Annotated in this window: 22 protein-coding genes; 5 read left to right on the forward strand and 17 right to left on the reverse strand. The window is 47.2% G+C overall.

The features are described from left to right. The 4 genes from M0R30_RS08530 to M0R30_RS08545 form a co-directional block, all read right to left on the reverse strand. A partial coding sequence (locus M0R30_RS08530; RefSeq protein ID WP_292545863.1) for a hypothetical protein occupies positions 1-1,104 on the reverse strand: 1,104 nt, incomplete at its 3' end. Between the two features lie 29 nt (positions 1,105-1,133). Continuing rightward, the gene (locus tag M0R30_RS08535; RefSeq protein WP_292545866.1) at positions 1,134-1,979 is read right to left on the reverse strand and encodes a toast rack family protein; all 846 of its coding nucleotides are present in this window, start codon (positions 1,977-1,979) and stop codon (positions 1,134-1,136) included. Then, positions 1,976-2,569 carry a DUF1700 domain-containing protein gene (locus tag M0R30_RS08540; RefSeq protein WP_292545868.1) on the reverse strand — a complete coding sequence of 198 codons (594 nt, stop codon included), beginning with the start codon at positions 2,567-2,569 and terminating at the stop codon, positions 1,976-1,978. Before M0R30_RS08540 ends, M0R30_RS08535 begins: the two co-directional genes overlap by 4 nt. After that, positions 2,556-2,882 (reverse strand): PadR family transcriptional regulator, encoded by a 327-nt coding sequence (locus M0R30_RS08545; RefSeq protein ID WP_292545869.1) that lies wholly within the window; start codon positions 2,880-2,882, stop codon positions 2,556-2,558. The genes M0R30_RS08540 and M0R30_RS08545 overlap by 14 nt, the downstream gene beginning before the upstream one ends. A 426-nt stretch (positions 2,883-3,308) precedes the next feature. Between M0R30_RS08545 and M0R30_RS08550 the strand changes: the two genes are divergently transcribed. Next, entirely contained in the window at positions 3,309-3,896 is a 588-nt protein-coding gene (locus tag M0R30_RS08550; protein ID WP_292545871.1) for a TetR/AcrR family transcriptional regulator, read from the forward strand. A 78-nt stretch (positions 3,897-3,974) separates the two neighbouring features. On the opposite strand, the gene M0R30_RS08555 is transcribed toward M0R30_RS08550, so the two are convergent. From M0R30_RS08555 to M0R30_RS08565, 3 genes are all read right to left on the reverse strand, one after another. Further along, the gene (locus M0R30_RS08555) at positions 3,975-4,886 is read right to left on the reverse strand and encodes a cation diffusion facilitator family transporter (protein ID WP_292545874.1); all 912 of its coding nucleotides are present in this window, start codon (positions 4,884-4,886) and stop codon (positions 3,975-3,977) included. Between the two features lie 321 nt (positions 4,887-5,207). Continuing rightward, on the reverse strand, positions 5,208-5,459 hold the full coding sequence (locus tag M0R30_RS08560; RefSeq protein ID WP_292545876.1) for a type II toxin-antitoxin system HicA family toxin: 252 nt from the start codon (positions 5,457-5,459) through the stop codon (positions 5,208-5,210). Further along, entirely contained in the window at positions 5,452-5,691 is a 240-nt protein-coding gene (locus tag M0R30_RS08565) for a type II toxin-antitoxin system HicB family antitoxin (protein ID WP_292545878.1), read from the reverse strand. The genes M0R30_RS08560 and M0R30_RS08565 overlap by 8 nt, the downstream gene beginning before the upstream one ends. Positions 5,692-5,969: 278 nt before the next feature. Between M0R30_RS08565 and M0R30_RS08570 the strand changes: the two genes are divergently transcribed. Continuing rightward, positions 5,970-6,311, forward strand: a complete 342-nt coding sequence (locus M0R30_RS08570) for a type II toxin-antitoxin system death-on-curing family toxin (RefSeq protein ID WP_292545880.1) — start codon at positions 5,970-5,972, stop codon at positions 6,309-6,311. 26 nt (positions 6,312-6,337) lie between these two features. Here M0R30_RS08570 and M0R30_RS08575 read toward each other — a convergent pair whose 3' ends face one another. The 3 genes from M0R30_RS08575 to M0R30_RS08585 form a co-directional block, all read right to left on the reverse strand. Beyond that, entirely contained in the window at positions 6,338-6,469 is a 132-nt protein-coding gene (locus M0R30_RS08575) for a hypothetical protein (RefSeq protein ID WP_292545882.1), read from the reverse strand. 1,748 nt (positions 6,470-8,217) lie between these two features. Next, positions 8,218-8,457, reverse strand: coding sequence for a type II toxin-antitoxin system HicA family toxin (locus M0R30_RS08580; RefSeq protein WP_292545884.1), 240 nt, complete (start codon positions 8,455-8,457; stop codon positions 8,218-8,220). Then, entirely contained in the window at positions 8,450-8,689 is a 240-nt protein-coding gene (locus tag M0R30_RS08585) for a type II toxin-antitoxin system HicB family antitoxin (protein WP_292545886.1), read from the reverse strand. The genes M0R30_RS08580 and M0R30_RS08585 overlap by 8 nt, the downstream gene beginning before the upstream one ends. A gap of 144 nt (positions 8,690-8,833) precedes the next feature. Between M0R30_RS08585 and M0R30_RS08590 the strand changes: the two genes are divergently transcribed. Further along, a complete protein-coding gene (locus M0R30_RS08590) occupies positions 8,834-8,992 on the forward strand; it encodes a hypothetical protein (protein ID WP_292545887.1) in 159 nt (52 codons plus the stop codon). A 123-nt stretch (positions 8,993-9,115) separates the two neighbouring features. Beyond that, entirely contained in the window at positions 9,116-9,355 is a 240-nt protein-coding gene (locus M0R30_RS14750; protein WP_366513121.1) for a tetratricopeptide repeat protein, read from the forward strand. A 203-nt stretch (positions 9,356-9,558) separates the two neighbouring features. Here the strand turns inward: M0R30_RS14750 and M0R30_RS08595 are convergent, their stop codons facing one another. Next, on the reverse strand, positions 9,559-10,287 hold the full coding sequence (locus tag M0R30_RS08595) for a hypothetical protein (protein ID WP_292545889.1): 729 nt from the start codon (positions 10,285-10,287) through the stop codon (positions 9,559-9,561). A 421-nt stretch (positions 10,288-10,708) separates the two neighbouring features. On the opposite strand from M0R30_RS08595, the gene M0R30_RS08600 reads away from it, so the two are divergent. Next, complete coding sequence (locus M0R30_RS08600; protein ID WP_292545891.1) at positions 10,709-11,932, forward strand: radical SAM protein; 1,224 nt, start codon at positions 10,709-10,711, stop codon at positions 11,930-11,932. 106 nt (positions 11,933-12,038) lie between these two features. On the opposite strand, the gene M0R30_RS08605 is transcribed toward M0R30_RS08600, so the two are convergent. The 6 genes from M0R30_RS08605 to M0R30_RS08630 form a co-directional block, all read right to left on the reverse strand. Continuing rightward, positions 12,039-12,371, reverse strand: a complete 333-nt coding sequence (locus M0R30_RS08605; RefSeq protein WP_292545893.1) for a hypothetical protein — start codon at positions 12,369-12,371, stop codon at positions 12,039-12,041. A 333-nt stretch (positions 12,372-12,704) separates the two neighbouring features. Further along, a complete protein-coding gene (locus M0R30_RS08610) occupies positions 12,705-13,610 on the reverse strand; it encodes a UPF0489 family protein (RefSeq protein ID WP_292545895.1) in 906 nt (301 codons plus the stop codon). A 52-nt stretch (positions 13,611-13,662) separates the two neighbouring features. After that, positions 13,663-14,562: a hypothetical protein gene (locus M0R30_RS08615; protein ID WP_292545897.1), complete on the reverse strand. Its 900-nt coding sequence runs from the start codon at positions 14,560-14,562 to the stop codon at positions 13,663-13,665. A 3-nt stretch (positions 14,563-14,565) separates the two neighbouring features. Further along, positions 14,566-15,807, reverse strand: coding sequence for a radical SAM protein (locus M0R30_RS08620; protein ID WP_292545899.1), 1,242 nt, complete (start codon positions 15,805-15,807; stop codon positions 14,566-14,568). Positions 15,808-16,875: 1,068 nt separating this feature from the next. Continuing rightward, the gene (locus tag M0R30_RS08625; protein ID WP_292545901.1) at positions 16,876-18,567 is read right to left on the reverse strand and encodes a glutamate--tRNA ligase; all 1,692 of its coding nucleotides are present in this window, start codon (positions 18,565-18,567) and stop codon (positions 16,876-16,878) included. Between the two features lies 1 nt (position 18,568). Then, a complete protein-coding gene (locus M0R30_RS08630) occupies positions 18,569-19,534 on the reverse strand; it encodes a polyprenyl synthetase family protein (protein ID WP_292545903.1) in 966 nt (321 codons plus the stop codon). Between the last annotated feature and the right edge of the window lie 7 nt (positions 19,535-19,541).

Here is a 19,541-nt window from a genome sequence, read left to right on the forward strand (position 1 = left end):
ACTTGTTGCCAAGGCCGGCGATCTTTGTATATTCCTGGTGCAGGAAATAATCCTCAAACCCGCCCATATTTTTTCTTTCGATGTACTAAGATAAAAATCTAAGCCGGGTTTTTCGCTATTCTCTTTAGTACCTTCAGCCGGCAGATCGACCTTCGCCGAGACCTGCTTTGCCTCGCCCGTGCCGGTATTCTCGATCCGGACCGTGAGATCGAACGGGGTGTCCTGGGTGAGCCGCGTGGGATTGGTGTCTACCGACACAAAACCGAGCTCGGCCTTGCCCAGAAACAGGATATCAATGCTGGTGGTCTGGGTCATGACCGTGCCATCGATGGCGCTGTACTGGATCGTCACAGGGACCTTTACCAGGCCGGCGGACATCTTTTTGTCGGAGAGCAGGATCACGTTTGCGGTCTTTTTCTCTCCGGCAGGGATTGTCCCGAGGTTGAACAGGTCTGTATTCTTCGGGGCAACCATGGTGCTGCTCGCGTTTTCGAGCTTCAGCGTGACGTCAGATGCCAGCATCTCCCCGGAGTTTTTGACCGTAACCATGACCGGGATCTCGTCTCCCGGGTTCTGGCTGCCGGTCAGGGTGCTGTCCAGGATCAGGATTGCAGTTTTCTGGATACCGAGAGCCGTGTTGACATTAACCGGGATCGGGTATTTTGAGCTGCTGGCTCCTTTGGCCTCAATCCAGACTTCCGGGTAATAAAGCCCGTTTGCTGACGGGGCCTTAAAGGAGAAGGTGACAGGGAGGGACTGGCCCGGGCCGAGGTTCCCGATCTTGTCATAGTCCTTGGTCAGGACGGCAACACCGTTTCCCTCGAGATGGACATTGTCGATGTTGACCGTCATGTCCGTGGTCTTGACAACCGTATAATCGTCAGCGGAGAGTTTTCCGGACTTCTCGATGACACTGGCACTGCCGGCGGTATTCTCGAGTACGACTGTAATCGTCCCGAGACTGTCCGGCATCAGTACCGAGGGAGAGACTGTGTAACTGGTGATCGTTATCGTCGGTGCATCGGCTGCGTGGACCGGGGATACCAGCAGGACCGCGAGTCCGAACAGGACGATGAGCGTGATGAGCGTGCTGAATTTTTTCATGATTTCATTCCGGTTATTTCCATATTCGTTCATATTGCTTCCAGAGAGAGAGAACCAATACCCTGGCTCAGGGTGATCTCATTGACCGCACGTGACGAATTGAACACCGCAGTCACGAACTGATCGCCATCCTGTACAAACCCGTGGTTATCGATATCGCCTATACCGTTATGTACCCTGATACGGGTATTGCTGTCCCGGGGAACACGCAGGGTAAGGTCGCCGACACCGCACTTGATCAGTGCGTCGTATCGCTTACCCCGGTACCCGCCAAGATCGATGATCGTATCACCTGCACCGGTATGGACATCCAGGGTCTCGAGGTTGAGCGTGCCAAGATCGAGCAGGTTGTCACCTGCCCCGACATTCACATCGAGCCGTAACGGGACCTGATCGGTTAAGGAGATCTCCCATCGGTTGGGGGAGTCTATCGCAAACCACTCCTTTCCTTTGTGCCCTTTCTCGTTCATGGTCACGGATTTTATAGAACCATTGATACTTTGTACCAGGTCCGGCTGCCATACAGCGGCGGTTGAAAAAACCGTTGCCTCCATCAGTGCCGTGGCTGGTGCACCACCCTGCAGGGATAATTCCCCGGCGCCGATGGTAATCTTGACATCTCCCTTTGTAGCCCCGTCAAGTGGGATCACGGTGGTATTGGGTGAGGCGGGGGTCGTGTGCCGGAAGGGTGACATGGCCTGACCCGGTTGCGGGGGGAAATCCCCGGAGAGTGCAAGGAGACCGAATCCTATAGCGAAGGATACGATCGTGAGCGCCACCAGCCAGAGGATGACCCGGGTCGAACTGATACCTCCGATCCGGAGGTTACACGCAATGCAGAGAGGGCGTTTGGGTTTCTGATCGTCAGTGCTCATGATTCTTCCTCCGTTCCGGCGATCACGGCGATGTTCCATTTGAGGTACTGTATGCCGATGCGGTAGAAGAACCGTGCAAGGTAGTAATCCCCGATCACGAGCAGGAGTCCGAATGTCGTGATACCGATGGAGAAGAACACTCCCGCCACGGGTGACTGCCAGATCGCGAATGCCGGAATACCCAGGATCTGCAGGACAGAGTAGATGAACGCAGCAGGCCCGAAGATGGCAAACATGATCCCGAGGATGAAAACCACCATCAGCAGGACCACGAGAAGGATGAACGGTATGAGCACAAAGACCAGGTTGAAGAGCCCGAGCCCCAGGGTGGCCAGCACCGCATGGAAGATATTTTTACAGCTCTTTACGTCCTCGGCCTGTTTCACGAGGTGGGTAGCACGGATCTCCCGTGCAACATCCTCCGGTGACCCGAGCGAGCGGAAGAGCTCCTCCTCCGACCGGCCGTCTGCCTTGCCGATCCGGAAGTGCTCGGCATAATCGGAGACGATATCGTTCAGTTCTTCCTCAGGGAGCGTGCCTTCGAGCCGGCTCCGGAGGATACGGGTGAATTCCTGTTCAGTCTGCAGCATCGTTCTTACCTTCCAGGAGCGCATTTACCGATGCCGCAAACCGCATCCATTCTTCCTTTTGTTCATGTTCTTCGTTCCTTCCGGCCTCTGTCAGCCGGTAATATTTCCGTGACGGCCCTCCTGCGGATTCCTGCAGGTAGGTAGTGACGTACCCTTCATCCTTGAGTCGGTGAAGGAGCGGGTATATCGTACCTTCGGAGATATCAATCCGTTTTGAGATCTCACCCACCAGTTCGTAGCCATAGCAGTCCTTGTGGGCCAGAACAGAGAGAACGCAGATCTCGAGTACACCTTTTTTGAACTGGATATTCATGGGATCTCCAACGCCGGTGGCATGCCCGGTCCCCGGCACCACAGGGGTTTTTTCTGCATTGCAGATGTTCGTGATACCGGGGCAGAGTACAGAGGGTAGATTGCCGGGCCTGCGTGTTAAGTGCTTAACACAGTATCTTGCAGTGCAAGGTACTAACTATTGTTGAGAATGCCACGTATATAATTCCATCGTTTTTATTTATCCCACCCTCAGGGAATCACTCACCCCCCATCCCCGATATACTACCGGATCGCCGCGTGCAAACATCTGAGAAGAGTATGAACTTTCTCAGCATGGCGGGTTGTTCCTGTACAAAGGTGAAATACCCATAGGTATAAAACTTACCGTGGGTAACTTAATCATACCAAGAGTATTTGCACAAGACAGGATTTTTTTTCCTGCACGCGCGAGGAACATACGGTATCCATGCCACGCATTATCCCGCAATACAGGGAAGAGGTGAAGCAGAAGATCGTTTTTGCTGCGTTCACGCTCTTCATCGAGAAAGGCTACCATGGTACCACGATGGGGGAGATTGCGGAGAGCCTTGGTGTCACCAAACCGGCACTCTACCAGTACTTTCCCGGTAAGGAGGACCTCTTTGCCGCAGTTGCTGAACATGCGAGGCAGGAGTTCAAGGGGACGCTCGAACGTGCCTATGCGGGCAGGAATATCCGGGACGGAAGCGCTGCGCTTTTCGATGCATTACTGAATTACGTGCCGCAGTTCAACGGCATGTACTCCGAGATGCTGCTCCTCGCCACCCGTAACGATCGCCTGCGCACGGTGCTCGTGCAGGACCGGACCGAGGACATCCGGGTGATCGAGCGCTTCATCTCCCGCCAGCAGGAGACAGGGCTCATCTCATCCAGGCTCGATCCCCGGGTCCTCGCGGTTGCCTGCGATGCGCTGGCCAACGGCCTCCTCATGGATGTCCTGATGGGCATGGACAGGGACGAGGCAAAAACCGTCTGGATTGCAGCACTGGAGCAGATGGTCAGAGTAGGACCGTAAAGTCCGGCGCGGCCGGCGGGCTATTCTCTTCAGGCCCGGTATGGTGCACTGATCCCTTCCCTGCAGGCACTCCGGGGTTCAGCCTTGGCTCAGGACGATAGAGACCACGCTACCTGCGATCCTGGACTCAAGGGAACGTTTCAGTGAGGTGGTAAAGTCCTGGACATCACCCATCTTCTGTTCCGGGTCAAACCCAAGAAAGATCTCGATGTAGATCCTGCTGCCGGACCGGCGCGAACGGACACCGTGGAACTCGTTGTATTGTTCGAACGAGGATGCAAGTTCCCTGAGGATGACAATCTGGAGTTCCTCATCAAGGGTTTTGTCAAAGAGGTCCGGAAGCGAGGAGGAGAACTCGCGGTACCCGGCAAACAGGAGGAAGCCGATAATGATGAAGGAGACGATCGGGTCGATATAATGCGCCCAGTCGTACTGGATGCAGAGAACCGAGAGTGACAGCGCAAAGAGGAGGAGGAGATTGGAGAAGGTCTTGGCCCTCCGCAGGCGCCACTGCGACTCCATGATCGGCGAGGGATCCTGTCTTGAACGGTGCTGGTAGGTATGCCAGTGGTGGTAATCGGCAATGCTTGCGATGATCATGAGCGGGATACCGATATATGCGGCAACCATGTCGAACGCCTCGGGATGCAGGAGCCGCTGGATAGTGAAGAGGACAAGGATACAGATGGAGACTCCCATCACGCTGCCGGTGATGATTCTTGTGAGGGTCTCGAACTTGCCCATGCCGTAATCGTAGGTGAACTTCCCGCCGGCTTTCATCCTTCTGATGATCATGAGGGCAAAGAGGGTGGCGAGGACCTCATTTGCATATTTGAAGACATCGGACAAGAGCGCAGCCGACCCGGAGAGGATGACGGCAATAGTCTCCGGGACCAGGATGAGAAAATCCACGCAGAGACCGCGAAAGACGAGCTTCTCGCGGGACTCTTTCGCACCCTCTGCATCGTTCACGATCTCATTGCCTGCCATGTATGTCTATACACGTAGGGCAGGAATACTAAAAAAAGTACGGGGGGCTGTTCCTGCTGACATGCATTCATGTCTTTTTCAAATGCGATCAGGATCGCGATGAAAACGTTTCAAGCAGAGTCTGATGAAAAAATTTTAGTCAAAGTCCGCTGAAATTTTTCGTGCAGCCACGGGGTTCAGACTTTGCTCTTAAAAAAACAGCGGGCTGCGTATCCAGAAATTGTATCGCATTTCCAAAGCGATGCGATACTGCAAACCTCGTGTCACAATTGATGAGAGGTGTGGAGATTTTTTTAAAATGGACAGTGCCTGTGGCACACACTACCGGTACCCTTTTTTTTCTCCGGAGAAATATGCGCAATATTCCTCCTGGGACATACCGGCTTTATCGATCAACTTACACAACAATCCAATACCGAGGTCCCGTTCGGCATGAACCGGGACTGACAGGTGAACCAGACTTCCCTCTTTTGTCAGGATATGGTGGCTGCCCTCAACGTGGTTCTCAACCCATCCAGCCCGCTTGAATGCAGCGATGTGCTTATTTCCGCCCGCACGCGGAAGTTTAGGCATAATTTATACCGGAAGTATCGACATCGATACTCATGCGGGAAGGCAGGGACGTGATGTGGATCTTACCCGATGCTGTCTTCAACCGGGACTTGATGCAACCGATAATTGCTTCATTGATATTTTCAATTGCTTCCTTGAGAGTGTCGCCTTCAGTCATGCATCCCGGCAGATCGGTACATTCCACAACATACCGCCCGTCTTCATCCAGTTCAATTAAAATTGAGAATTTCATAGTCTGATCTTATATTTACCATATGCAGGGGGCTTCAATAAAGATATGTAAGTGGGATGCGGGAGGTTTTTGGCTGGCTGCGTATCCAGAAATTGCGTGACCTTCCTTACGTCATGCAATACAGTAAACCTGTTTTTGCAATTGATGTGAGGCGGCAGAAATTTCGTGGGGGCGGCGGCGCTTAGCCCCCATAACGCGGTCTACTGTCAATATAGAGAGAGTATAGCCACAAACAACAGTTCGAATAATTGAACATAACGAACCGGCAATATTCCTGCATGGTAAGCGAAGAGTTGAGTGCTTCCCAGATTATTGAGATTCATAATGAAATCATTCAGGAATTTGGTGGGGAACACGGCATGCGGGATCCTGCAACACTAGATTACACCGTTTATCGGGTAAACCGTTCACGCAACATATACAGGAAAGCAGCCATTGCGCTTCATGGAATCTGTACCGGTCACCCGTTTATTGATGGCAACAAGCGATCCGCACTCGTAACCACTGATAACCTCTTAAGAGAACACCATTACAAAATCTGTGCATCAAATGACGATGTAGTTATATTCATGCTGGATGTAGCATCGTACACCCATAGCATGGAATCCGTTGAATCCTGAATAAAAAAGAATACGGTATTGGACGATTAGAGCCGGCTGAGCTTCTGCAGTGCTGAGCGATATTCTATCTTGGTTTTGTTGAGGTTTTCCCGCTGCAGATTCGTGAGATGCTCTGAAGATTTTTTCTCACTGCCCTGCTTCTCTACACTCTTTGCCATTAATATTCATTCATGTTCTGAAGTCTTATTAATTTCCATTGGGAACCCCATCTTTCAACATCTACCTACAGTTCAGGCATTTTTTCGACGGGTTCGGCTTAAAATTTTTATGCACAGCCATGGGGTTAATACCCGGGTCTGGAAAAATGGCTGGCGACATATCCAGAAATTGCGTAGCCTTCCTTACGTCATGCAATACCGCAAACCTGTTTTACACTTGATATGAGGCGGTGGGGGTTTCGGGATCTGGGGGAGGGCGCTCCTTGACCAGCGATAGTTTGACCAGGATGGAACGGATGGAACGGATGAAACGGGATATCGAAATCCGGGCGGATGGGACACCGATGCTCACGGAGCGTGCGGCTTCCACAAAGATTCCGGCTCCTGCTCCGTTACCGGATTCCACACCGGCACCGGTACCGGATATGGCGAATCTGCCGGGACTATACCCGGGGGGATCTGCCCCCTCTTCTGACAAGGGAGGATAACCACCTCTTTTTTAGAGTGTCAGTACTCTCACCTGCCCGGATCGGTAAAAATGGCCCATCCGGGCCTGTAATGAGTCCCGTTTCACTCTTTCGGAATTTCAGCGACCGGCCTGTTTCGGGGGTTTTTGCGGGGAGTCTCACGGGAAATCCCGCATTAGGCCCCGTTTGCTTATCCGGGGATTTTGCGAGGAGAAAAACCGGCCTGTTTAGAGCTTGTTTAAATCGAGGATTGGGTGGGGAGATGAGGTTTGGGTTGTGGAGGGGGGTGATCCGGGGCCCGGCGGCCACTATGGGGGTTTTGGAGGGGTTCGGAGTTTTACGTCGAAGAATCCTTCGGATTCTTCTCATCCTCGTGGTTCTGACGAACCACTCGCACGTCGAAGAACGGGACCGATCTGACACTTTTATCGGATCTTCCCCCTCATCCGACGAGGGAATATAACAACCCCTTTTTTAGAGTATCAGTACTCTCACCTGCCCGGATCGGTAAAAATGCCCATCCGGGCCTGTAATGAGTCCCGTTTCACTCTTTCCGGTTTTCAGCGACCGGCCTGTTTCGGGGGTTTTTGCGGGGAGTCTCACGGGAAATCCCGTTATTGGCCCGGTTTGCTTATCCGGAGGTTTTGTGAGCGAAAAAACCGGCCGGTTTAGAGCTTGTTTTAATCGAGGATTGGGTGGGGAGATGAGGTTTGGGTTGTGGAGGGGGGTGATCCGGGGCCCGGCGGCCGCTATGGGGGATCTGGGGGGGTTCGGCGTTTTACGTCGAAGAATCCTTCGGATTCAGTCGAAGAACTTCGTTCTTCGAAGACGGTTGTCTTCTCATGTCTCAAGTCTGATGACTTTTGACATTCTCCTGCTTCGGGTCTGTTGACCCCCAGCATTCTCCGCCTCGTGGTTCTGACGAACCACTCGCACGTCGGAGAACCGGGGCAATCTGACACTTTTATCGGATCTTCCCACACCTGCGGGGGTCGCTCGGCCGAGTCGAAGTTTCACTTCTCCAATCGACCCTCGCTGATGCGACGGTCGATTCCTGTCGGGGCCTCGCTGGGCAAATTGGTTTAAGGGAGTAACCGGTTCCTGAACCGCCGCGGGGGCGTCCCTCCGGGGGCGGCGGCGTTCATCGTATCCGGGGGTATGGGGGCATCAGCCCCCATCTTGCAATCTGCTCAATACATGCGTTACCCATTCAAAACAACGATGAGTCGAAAGCGTTCAATCAAAAATGGACGTTAACTGTTGCACATACTATCGGTACCCTTATTTTTCTCCGGAGAAATATACGCAATATTCTTCCTGGGACATACCGGCTTTATCGATCAACCTGCACAACAATCCAATACCGAGATCACGTCCGGCATGAACCGGGATTGACAGGTGAACCAGACTTCCCTCTTTTGTCAGGATATGGTGGCTGCCCTCAACGTGGTTCTCAACCCATCCAGCCCGCTTGAATGCAGCGATGTGCTTATTTCCGCCCGCACGCGGAAGTTTAGGCATAATTTATACCGGAAGTATCGACATCGATACTCATGCGGGAAGGCAGGGACGTGATGTGGATCTTACCCGATGCTGTCTTCAACCGGGACTTGATGCAACCGACAATTGCTTCATTGATATTTTCAATTGCTTCCTTGAGAGTGTCGCCTTCAGTCATGCATCCCGGCAGATCGGTGCATTCCACAACATACCGCCCGTCTTCATCCTGTTCGATTAAAATTGAGAATTTCATAGTCTGATCTTATATTTACCATATGCAGGGGGCTTCAATAAAGATATGTGAGTGGGATGCGGGAGGTTTTTGGCTGGCTGCGTATCCAGAAATCACGGGGTCTTTGTGAATTGAGGCAATATCGCAAACCTGTTTTTTTGAGTGTTGTGCGGTGGCGATTTCGTGGAAGAGAGCGGGCGCTCCTTGACCGGCAATAGTTTGACCAAGATGGAACTGATGAAACGGGATGTCTTTGAAAATCCCGATGAACTTATTGCATTCATGCAGGACCTCAAAAAGGAGCGGGAGGGTAAGGGACCATAATTTTTTTCCTCTGACTCCATCATCAGAACGTTCATCGGCTCCGCCCGCGACACTACCTTATCATGCCTGATGCCCGGGAATTGTCCCACAGGGTAGTTGAACTCGCCGAATCCGGTCAATACGATGAAGGCACTCAATCTCGTGAACAAGGGAATTAGACTCGATGGCAACAATGCGAATGTGTGGTATAACAAGGGGATGGCCCTTATAAATCTACAGAAATATCATGAGGCTATCCGTGCGTTTGATAAAGTTCTGAAGATACATCCGCATGACAACCGGGCACGCGAACAAATGGACCTGGCACAGAAGAAAATTATGGAGTTGTGTAGTTTCTCTCCGTCGTCTCCGGAAAACAGATGAAATTGATCAAGTGAGGGACCGGAGAAATATGAGTTGTCATGAGCCGGTCGCGGAGCCTGGTGCGGGTATGGCGAAGATGATCGGTTTTTTGCATTTACGAAGATAATTACGGATCCCGCTGGGAGTGACCGTCATGGTCCTAACCCCTCGGAAGAGAACCTGTCTCTTTCACCAACATCATAATTTTTGTTTCAACATAGTTATCAAGAATCAAATATATTTTTAAAACGTGCGAGTGATTCAAGACAAAAGGCGGTTGTTAATTCTTCGGAACCATAGAATGATTCAAGACCTAAAAACAAGGCTGTTCTCTGCCACGACCCATCTTCAGATTGCTTACTGATAAGAATCTCTCCAAGATTTTTCAGAATACATTCATCATCATACCCAAAATTCATAAGCGTACTCATTGCTAGTGCAATTGTTAGATCATCCTCGAAACCATCAACGCATTGCCTTTCGATTATCCGATTAAAAATAGTTTCCTTCGTTTTATGAAATGAAGTCACGCCATTGAAATAGACACGAGAGATAGCGTAATACAGAAACATGTCGTCTAAATAATAATAATGTGAATCCGTTTCTTTACCTTCTAAAATTGTACCGATTAACCATGCAATAGAATTCTCTGTCTCCCGACAGGAACCTAAATAACAGATTACATTTGCATTAACTACACTGTCCACATCATTTTTATCGTCGGATATTCCCAACCATGTATAAAAAAGACCATCCGTATTTTGATTATGTATGATATGACTGACATTATCTCTCAATTGGATATGGGGATGATTTTTCCGAAGAGAGATCGATGCACAGCAGGTATCATCTAAATCAAAAGGTAACCTTCTCAAATTTCTTGAGCTAAAATATTGGAATAGACCCGGGCCAACCAACTCCTCACTTAAAAAAAAACATGCTTTTTTGATCATTTCATTTACTTCGCGATGATCGATAAAACTAATACAATTAACAATCTGGGAGGTCGCGAATACTGAACTATCGAAATAACAATTCTCTTTCATTTCGCGATAAGGGCAGGCATATACAGGGAATTCCCCGTAGGGTAATTGATGTGAATATAAAAAATTAATACCTGATTGGATTGATTCGTTAAAAAAACGGTTTAAAAAAAATGAATTGCTCAAAAACATATTTGATTAATCCTCTGTTAAAGGGAACCTTGTTAAATTCATTGATGTTCGATTGCCAGATAAGCTTTAGCTTTTTAGAGTTTGAATCGAGTGTAAAATCACCTTTGTTGTATATTTTATAAAAATGAGAATGAAAACAGAACAATAACAGACATTAATAAAATTTGATACCCTACACATAGATCTGAAAAATTATTAAATGCAAGATTGTGAATGCCTCTACTTAATTAAACGGGTGTTACTTCAGAAGTCTTTTAATTATGAATCTATTAATGCTATTGTTAAGGACAAAATGTTGAAAAATATTAATGAAATGCATTTATACGTTACAAGCCGTTGCAATATGAACTGTTCTTATTGCTCTGACGTTATCAAGCGAACTAATCCCAGTGGCAATCCTTTTATGGATTTAGATATTGGAAAAAAATATGTGGAATTAATTTTCTCAAATTCTACTCGTGATCGAATCACTATTGTTTTTCATGGGGGTGAACCTACATTACAGTCGCTGAAGTGGTATCAGCAACTAATTGAATACATTGAATTCCAGGCCCGTAACCATAATAAAAAGGTAAATCTCGCTTTGCAAAGTAATTGCATGAGAATTTCTGATGAATTTATCGAATTATTCAATAAAAATAAAATCATTATTGGTGCAAGTTTAGACGGCCCACCAGAAATTAATGATCTTACACGAGTTAACGGCGAAGTGGCTTTGTCCAATATTCTTCGACTTCAAGCCATAAATCGTCTGGGTGGCGTTATTTGTGTGATTACCGATAAAAATTGTAATGATGTTGAGACTATTTTAAGGTTTTTTGAAAAATGTGGATTGAATTCACTAAGCTTTAATATTTTTTACTCAGTTGGCGAAGGAAATAAATTGCCCCCACTTTCTGCGAAAAAGATCTTTGAGGTTTATAAAACGACATATGAATATATGAGATCCACTTCAGGAAAAGGAGTGAAAGAGCGATCCGTGTCAATTATGATATCGAAATTCCTCAATCCTTTAAGTAAAGAAGAATTGTTGACGAATCTGAATTGCTATTCACCCTTTTGTCATGCAGGTATTTTTAACATTATTTGTGATACTGAGGGTAATTTATTTCCATGTGGTTGTTCTGACGTTTTAAAGTTCAAATTGGGTACAATTCATTCGATAGATAAGCAACACTATGTAAATGTTTTAAAAATGTTACATAAAAAAAGTGAAAAATATGATAAATCATGTAGTAGCTGTTTTGCCAATTCGATTTGCTCCTTTTCTTGTCCAGCATTTCATGAAGAAGACCCCATTACTGAACGAAATTTGTGCGAGGCAACTAAAATATTTTATCAATTTCTTGAGGAAGAGCCACGAGAAATTATTACTGAGATTGCCTCTGGTACAGAATTTTATCGAGGTAAACAGACTCACTGAAGTTGTTCAAAGATATTGTTAGAATATATTACAAATAATCCCCCGATATTTTTTCAAGAAGGTGTACTCGTAAAGTGAGTTTGAATAATTCGCACTAAGGTGGAATCTACTTTTTAATGAGTGTGATGATATTATTTTCATTAACGTAAACGTCACCGACCGCGAATGTTTGTGTCAGTAAACCGTCTGGATCATAATTGGAATTTTGAATCAGGCAATTTTGGAGTATTGCTGTTCCTCCCAATGCGGTAGTGCCCCATATGTCACCTATATAGCTGCATGGAACAGCATTTTTTACCAAGTCTCCGTTAACTTTCAAAATGGTCGATTTACCATCATGTTTGAGCGTGCCCTCACAGATTATATTAGGAGTTCCCAATCGCCACCATTTCCCTTCAAACTCGGGTCGGAATTTTTCCTTCTTATTGTTGCTTTCCATGCTTGAATTGTATTGAATATCAATAATATGTTTTTTTCTATTTAGAACATTAATGGTTTATCGAAAAACCCCACACAGAATTTGTAACTCATGAAATACCCCATTAATACCGGTGGCGACATTCGCTTCACCAAAGATACGTTTCATAGATGAAAAGATACCTTGGAAAAACATCGTAAGCCGTACTCATGACGTAGTCCAAGTTCATTGCATCCGGCTCCAAGGATTCCAAGCACATAAAGCACGACACAGAATAACGTCCAGAATAGACTCGTCGCGGGTACCCCGTAGCAAGGATATTTCGGGACTTCGTATTTAAATTTTTTAAAATAGTTAAATAAAATTATCATTAATAATTTTCTCTGTCAAAAGATCTATTATTAATTTATCAAGAATATCTGCCATATCCGCTGGGCAGAACCCCGGTGAATACGCAATCCCTATGTTCACAAGGCGTTCGTATGGTATTACATCCAAAATATCACGTATTTTCCCCCGTTGTTTTTTTGTCCATTCATTTAATTCAATTTCATTTTCTTGATTTCTCTTGTTAAAATTTGCATTTTCATCAGAGTTATCGAAATAGTCAAAATCGATATCTAACAAAAAGACTGTATCTGATTCCTTTAAAAGCAATTCACGAAGTTTACTTGGATTTTTAATTACATTAAATTCAATTTCAAAAGAATTGTCAATAATTGGCAAAGCATTGAGTCGTTTAATATTGCTATCTAGTGTATCAGAATGACTCCAGTCTAATCGAAGTCCACAGGGATTTTCCATACCCTGGACAAGACCTGGGCTTTTTTCTGGACATAACCAAATGAGATGAGACACTGGTAATAAAAATAATGCCATTGTTAAATAGGAGCCGATCTCGATTGCGGCACTTTCTATAGCTTGAATAATTGTGGGTATTTCGGCGGGATTAATGGAATTACCAGTCCATCGATCTATGAGCTGATTATCTCTACGTATTACATTAGGGCTTCCTAAATCGTTATGGGAGTCCACATGAATTAGCGTAATTTTTCGATCATGCATTTTTAAAGATAACCAGATCTGTAGAAGAGCGGAATGGTGATTTACAAAAATAATGTCAAAATTAGCTAAGCGAATAGTTTTCTTTATTATAGAAAGTTGTTCGCTATTTTCGATTTCTACGATAGCGATTCCGTTATTAATCTGTATGGAATTAAATCGATGGACTTGGAGTTCTCGATAGAGTACTTTTTCCACATCATTCAAGGGAATAGTGAAAGGAATGTGAAATTTACGAATCAATTTGAACTCATCCTTCGAGGCCAAATTCATGTAACGCATTATCGATAATTGCTGGTCCGAGTTCAAGTCCAAGTGAACGTCCATTGTCTCGACAAATTGTTAATAATTCCTTGGATTGAGTCCAGAGTTTGGTGAAAATTTTATTTTTTTCAAATTGTCGAACTTTAATTCTGCCCTCCGAATCTAAACTCTGAATAAGAATTTCATAAGAGGGTTCTGTAGGTACATTTCTTAGAATATCATTTATTGAATCATCGATATCGTAGAGAAAAAACAATGCAGATGCATATGATCTGGCCCAACCAAGAGTTTTAGAATCCTCTCCAATACTATCTAAAAAACAAAAACAGTAAGGGATACGTTCCGGATATTTTATTAGTGGCATTGGGCATGAGTCAGGTTTTATAATTTTATTTGTTTTTCCATCAACTTCATATAATGGTCGGTTCATCGCCATTGAAATGCTCACAGATTTCAACCATGCTTCGTCAAAATCTGGTTTTAATGATAATGTTTTTTTAAGATTTTCACAACGCGAGAGAAAATGCGAATACCAGAAATGTGCTTGCTCGATATCCCAAAAACCCGAATCGCAATCAACAATATCATCGATAAATCGACCAAGAAGACATGATAATAATAAATACCGTGCTATTTGCGGTTTTTTGAGTAAATTTTTCCGCCCATATACAGCTTCAAGAACTGGTAAAGAAAAGCGATACATGTACATATAATGAAGATACACAAGAATGTGTTCTTGATCACTCCAAGATGTATCATGTAACTCTTTTAATGTTTCAGATATCTCGGAATCAATTATTGGTGTAAATTCATCAAGCCATCTATGTAATTCCGGTGATCCATAAATAGGGAATACAAAATATCTCCGTGTGTATGATTTATTCATGGATCAATGCTCCGTTTCGCCAAGTAACGGGAAAGGCGGATCAAGCATCTTTAAAAAATTAAAAATTTTTTGTCGTAATTGTTCATCTTTTGCATAAGACAACGCTTTGGAGGCAAATCTATACGCGGTGGGCATATCTCCCAACGATTGCGCCGCAATCGCACCCAAGAAAAGAGATAGTGGCGATTGAGATCTCTGACTAGCACTTTCAATCTTGTCGAGTGCTGCTTGATCTTCATCAGAACTTAAGAGATTAAAAACTTGTTCTGCAAGGTTTGAGCTCTCATTTTGTACAGCCGGTTCTCTCCATCCTAAACATCCTCCCTGACAACGATTTGATAAGAAATCTTGACAGTAAACACATTCTGGAAAAATTCCAGTCCCCATTAATAATGGCTGATCTACACATTTCTTAAAAAAGTCTTTAATTTCCGATTCTGTAGAAAAATCCGTTATTCTAGCTCTACAAAACTTAGACGTCGAAAAGCAACGAATCACATCAAGTTCTGGGGTTACGTCAATAGGGGGATTACAGGTTCCGAGACTTGTTACGGTTTGAGGATGGTATTTAACAAGCCACGCAAGCTGTTTTTCATTGAAAAAACAGAGGGGTAAATGGCAGTCAAGGGTACATTGTAGACCTAATTTTGTGGCCGTATGTAACATATCCATACAACTTTGTGATAACTTTCGGAAATACTCTGGAGATACAATTTGAATTTTCGATGACCCTGCAGGATTTGCGACGGTCCACCGAAATCTCGTTCTACCCATATCATAAGATAATTGTGGCATGAAACTAGTATTGAAATCAATCCTCCAAACATTGAAGCCGAGCGTGACATCAAAACCATTTCGAATAGAATAATCAACATTTTTTAAAACTTGAGCTGCATCTTGATGAGATTTATAATCCCGCACCTCATTAACATTAAAAAGTAAGCTTCCATCATCAGGATGGATTTTTTTAAATACGTCCGTATGAACAAGGCCTCCAGTAAAAATCATCCGTGGAATTCTAGGGCATTCTTTTTTAAAAATATCAATAATTTCTCGTATCTGTGGATGTAGAAATGGCTCACCACCGAGCAGACCAATTGAATTTACTCCTGCGTCGTTACACCACGCTGCCAATGTTCGAGCACCTTCTAAATCAAGCAATTCTTTATCAGAGTGCTGACGCTCATCAACCTCAAAACAATAAGGGCAACAATTCAGGCATGTTCGAATAAGGATAATATTCATTTCTCGTCTCCAACTTCATTTTTGCAAATATACCTCAACATTATGGATTACGCTTTAACGAACTAATCTTTTTTTTATTCGCTATATGTTATATGACAATAAATCGGAACAAAAATAAAAAAATCTGAAACCTCTTACATTCAAAAGAGGGATATTCCTTTTTATCTTTTAATGAAATTGTATTTGAATATTAAAATTAGAATTCTTTTCGGAATTAGGAACCCCGGCTATATTTAGTATAAGCCGAATAACCTGATTTCGCACTGGCTGCGGTAGCGAGAGGTTGATCGCGAGTTAGTAAATCCATGAACTCATTAACGGTTGGTAAATTGCTATTCACAGACCGCTTCTTTTGTATCTCATTCGTCGTCATTATCATCAGGAACCTCGGTTATATTCATGATAAACCGTATAACCCGGTCCCACACTAGTTGCGGTAGCGAGAGGTTGATCGCGAGTTAGCAAATCCATGAACTCATTAACGGTTGGTAAATTGCTATTCACTGACCGCTTCTTTTGTATCTCACTCGTCGTCGTTATCATACACCCCTCCATTTAATTCCAATATAATTTCTATTCTGATAAATGTTTTTATTTTAACTTGTCTTTAACATTAGATTCTTTTTCTTATAACCCGAAGTAGACAATAAATGATTTAGGGAAAATAGGGGTTGTAAATTTCTTTTTATTAAAACACTTGAGTAAAGCAAGTAATAAAGATTTCAATATTTACTTTTTTGAGATCTTCTTTTGTGACACGTTCACCCCGACCTCGCGCTGATGCACTCGCCCGGTGCGAACGTGGGCCGCTGCGGCCTGACAGCCCCCCCTCTCATTCTATCGAAAATCGCGTGTTCGATACTGGCAATTTCATTATCGATTGTTTCACGCAATCCACACAATAAATACTGCTAAATATATGTGTGGGTACGCAGTGCGGGAGTAATTTGCATGCGCCGTCTACGATTTGAAGCCCTTATAACCCCTAAACCCGAAACTTTAATATTCACATAAACCCATGATGCTCCGAAAAAGGTGAGGAATTTGAGAGCACAAACCAAATAACCATCACTTATGCGTGAAGTAAGCCCGTACCCCATCATCCCCAACCGCATCGATCTTCACGAACCCGACCCGCTCGAACTGGACAACCTTCCCCAGTTCTGAACGTACAGCAGGTTCGCAGGCACCGGACATAGTACCCTCCTGCGTGAGGAGCGTGCAGGGCACGGTTGCCTGTGCCGGGAGCCACTGGATGATATGCGCTTTTGCCGCACGGGCATCGGCCAGCGAGTCCCCGCCGTACGAGAACGAGGGGGTGTCGCCGTTCCACGCGATCTTCACGTTGAAGAGGTCCTTGAGCCGGACCATGGCAGTCCCGGGTACCAGCTCGGCCCTGCGAAGGAGCACGGTGCCGGTGAACTCCAGCGTCCGTGACCCGCGGGCTGCATCGCTCGGGTGGAGGAGGGCATGGGCGGTGTGCGCCGTTGCCCCCTCGATGCGAGCCTCAACCGGGGCCGGAACGAAGAAGTACCGGTTTGCGGTCGGGTCAACGAGCTTCTTATTCTCCGCGTAAAGGTTGTCCCACGAGAAGGAGATGTCAACGTCGCCGATACCGATCGCGATCATCGCGTTCTTCACCGCTTCGGGCAGGATACCACGGCGGGCAAGGGCACGGAGCGTGCCGAGCCGGATATCGTCCCAGCCGGAGTAAGTGCCATCATTGATCCCGGCCCGCATCTGGGATGTTGAGAGGACAACGCCCTCAATCCCCATCCGCCCGTAGTGACGGTACACCGGGACATTCCAGCCGAAGTGGTCATAGATGTAGCGCTGCCGCCGGGTGTTTGCTATGTGGTCCTTGCCCCGGATCACATGCGTGACACCGAGCAGGTGGTCATCGGCCACCACCGAGAAGTTCATCAGCGGGTACACGTGCGCCGTCACCTTCGGGTGAGGGGGATAGTCGAGGATACGGAACGCGGGGAAGTCCCGCATCGCCGGGTCGGGGTGGTTGAGGTCGGTCCTGATCCGGACCGATGCCTCGCCCTCCTTAAAACCATGGTCGAGCATCCTCTGCCAGAGTTCAAGGCTCTTCTCAACAGGCTGGCTGCGACACGGGCAGGCGGTCTTGTGCTGTTTGAGCTCCTTGAAATGCTCGTTGTCGCAGGTGCAGACATATGCCCCGCCCCGCTCGATCAGCTGTTTGCAGAGATCGTAGTAGACCGGGAGCCGGTCGCTCTGGGTGACGACTTCCGTTATGCCAAGGCCCAGCCATTTGATATCTTCCTGCACGGTCGCGTAGGCCCCGGGGTCCACGCGCTTTGGGTCGGTGTCTTCGATACGGAGGATGTACCTCCCGCCGTACTGCTTCACGTAGGCATCGTTAAGCGCTGCTGCCCGGGCATGGCCGATGTGGAGCGGTCCTGACGGGTTGGGGGCAAACCGCATCACGACCCCCTTTTCTGCTCCCTCAAGATCCGGAAGTCCCGTCTTCTTCTCGTGTTTCTCCGAGAGTGCCGTGATCATCTCCGGCGCCCTTGACTGGAGCGTTGCGACCCGCTCTTCAGGAGAGAGTTTGGCCACGTCCGCGATTGCTTCCTTTGCAAGGGAAGAGACCTCCTTTGCCCGGCTCCGGAGCTCCGGGTGGGCACCCATTACCATGCCGATGACCGCGCCTGACTGCGGCACGCCGCCATGCTTCACCGCGTTCTGGAGTGCACACAAAAAGAGGAGTTCCTTTGGATCGTCCCCTGCCATTCTAATGACTCCGGGTAACGAAGAACTCGCCAACGTCCATTAAGAGCTGCCGTTCCTTTGAGGCCGGGAGGATCGAGAGGTGCCTGTTGCTGTCGGCAACCAGGTCCGCGGCGATCTTCTTCACCCCGGGTATCACGCCAGACTCGGTTAGTTCCCGGATCGCCGTACTGATATCAGCGGGGGAAAGGTCACGCTGGTATTTCTTCAGGTCAAGGCCCTTCTCCCGCGCCTTGATCATGATGAGGGTCTGCTTGCCCTCGCGGAGGTCCGAGGCCTGGTCTTTCCCGCTCTTCTCGGAAGGGGTCAGGAGGTCGATGAGGTCATCCTGGATCTGGAACGCAACACCGGTATTCTGGCCGAAGGTGTAGAGGGCATTCACCTGTGCCTCGGTACCCCCGGCAAGCGTGGCCCCGATTCCTGCGGCTGCAGCATAGAGGACACCGGTCTTCATCCGCACCATCTCCCTGTACTCGGCTTCCGTTACGTCGGTGCGGTGCTCGAAGGACATATCCATGTGCTGGCCCTCGCAGATATCGGCACAGGCACGGGCAAGCATCGTGATGGCACGGACCTTTGCATCGTCCTTTGCCGTCACGAGGCTGATGTGTTCGAAAGCACGGGAGTACAGCACATCGCCGGCAAGGATACCGGTGGGCATGTCCCATTTCGTGTGCACGGTCGGGACGCCACGGCGGAGGCTGTCATCGTCCATGATATCGTCATGGATCAGCGTGAAGGTGTGGGTCACTTCAAGGGCAAGGGCGGCCTGCATGAGATCCCGCGAGCTGCCCGGTTTCACCGCATCTGCCGCAAGCATGACGACAGCGGGGCGCAGGCGCTTGCCTCCTGCTGCAAGGAGGTGGGCGGCTGCATTGTTCAGTTCACCAGCCTTGCCGGCATAATCGCGGTCGATCATGCGATCGATCTGCTCTGCAACGGATTTCAGATACGGTGAAAGTTCTGACATAAAATAT

The organism is Methanoregula sp. (genome assembly GCF_023227875.1).
Classification (GTDB): domain Archaea; phylum Halobacteriota; class Methanomicrobia; order Methanomicrobiales; family Methanospirillaceae; genus Methanoregula.

What these genes read in the sequence shown, in the direction of transcription:
- M0R30_RS14750 (WP_366513121.1), top strand. Translation starts at nt 9,116, where the DNA reads ATGAAGGCACTCAATCTCGTGAACAAGGGAATTAGACTCGATGGCAAC.
- M0R30_RS08540 (WP_292545868.1), bottom strand. Translation starts at nt 2,569, where the DNA reads ATGCTGCAGACTGAACAGGAATTCACCCGTATCCTCCGGAGCCGGCTC.
- M0R30_RS08605 (WP_292545893.1), bottom strand. Translation starts at nt 12,371, where the DNA reads ATGGAAAGCAACAATAAGAAGGAAAAATTCCGACCCGAGTTTGAAGGG.
- M0R30_RS08585 (WP_292545886.1), bottom strand. Translation starts at nt 8,689, where the DNA reads ATGAAATTCTCAATTTTAATCGAACAGGATGAAGACGGGCGGTATGTT.
- M0R30_RS08550 (WP_292545871.1), top strand. Translation starts at nt 3,309, where the DNA reads ATGCCACGCATTATCCCGCAATACAGGGAAGAGGTGAAGCAGAAGATC.
- M0R30_RS08545 (WP_292545869.1), bottom strand. Translation starts at nt 2,882, where the DNA reads ATGAATATCCAGTTCAAAAAAGGTGTACTCGAGATCTGCGTTCTCTCT.
- M0R30_RS08625 (WP_292545901.1), bottom strand. Translation starts at nt 18,567, where the DNA reads ATGGCAGGGGACGATCCAAAGGAACTCCTCTTTTTGTGTGCACTCCAG.
- M0R30_RS08535 (WP_292545866.1), bottom strand. Translation starts at nt 1,979, where the DNA reads ATGAGCACTGACGATCAGAAACCCAAACGCCCTCTCTGCATTGCGTGT.
- M0R30_RS08560 (WP_292545876.1), bottom strand. Translation starts at nt 5,459, where the DNA reads ATGCCTAAACTTCCGCGTGCGGGCGGAAATAAGCACATCGCTGCATTC.
- M0R30_RS08580 (WP_292545884.1), bottom strand. Translation starts at nt 8,457, where the DNA reads ATGCCTAAACTTCCGCGTGCGGGCGGAAATAAGCACATCGCTGCATTC.
- M0R30_RS08555 (WP_292545874.1), bottom strand. Translation starts at nt 4,886, where the DNA reads ATGGCAGGCAATGAGATCGTGAACGATGCAGAGGGTGCGAAAGAGTCC.
- M0R30_RS08570 (WP_292545880.1), top strand. Translation starts at nt 5,970, where the DNA reads ATGGTAAGCGAAGAGTTGAGTGCTTCCCAGATTATTGAGATTCATAAT.
- M0R30_RS08575 (WP_292545882.1), bottom strand. Translation starts at nt 6,469, where the DNA reads ATGGCAAAGAGTGTAGAGAAGCAGGGCAGTGAGAAAAAATCTTCAGAG.
- M0R30_RS08565 (WP_292545878.1), bottom strand. Translation starts at nt 5,691, where the DNA reads ATGAAATTCTCAATTTTAATTGAACTGGATGAAGACGGGCGGTATGTT.
- M0R30_RS08615 (WP_292545897.1), bottom strand. Translation starts at nt 14,562, where the DNA reads ATGAATAAATCATACACACGGAGATATTTTGTATTCCCTATTTATGGA.
- M0R30_RS08620 (WP_292545899.1), bottom strand. Translation starts at nt 15,807, where the DNA reads ATGAATATTATCCTTATTCGAACATGCCTGAATTGTTGCCCTTATTGT.
- M0R30_RS08600 (WP_292545891.1), top strand. Translation starts at nt 10,709, where the DNA reads ATGCAAGATTGTGAATGCCTCTACTTAATTAAACGGGTGTTACTTCAG.
- M0R30_RS08595 (WP_292545889.1), bottom strand. Translation starts at nt 10,287, where the DNA reads ATGATCAAAAAAGCATGTTTTTTTTTAAGTGAGGAGTTGGTTGGCCCG.
- M0R30_RS08630 (WP_292545903.1), bottom strand. Translation starts at nt 19,534, where the DNA reads ATGTCAGAACTTTCACCGTATCTGAAATCCGTTGCAGAGCAGATCGAT.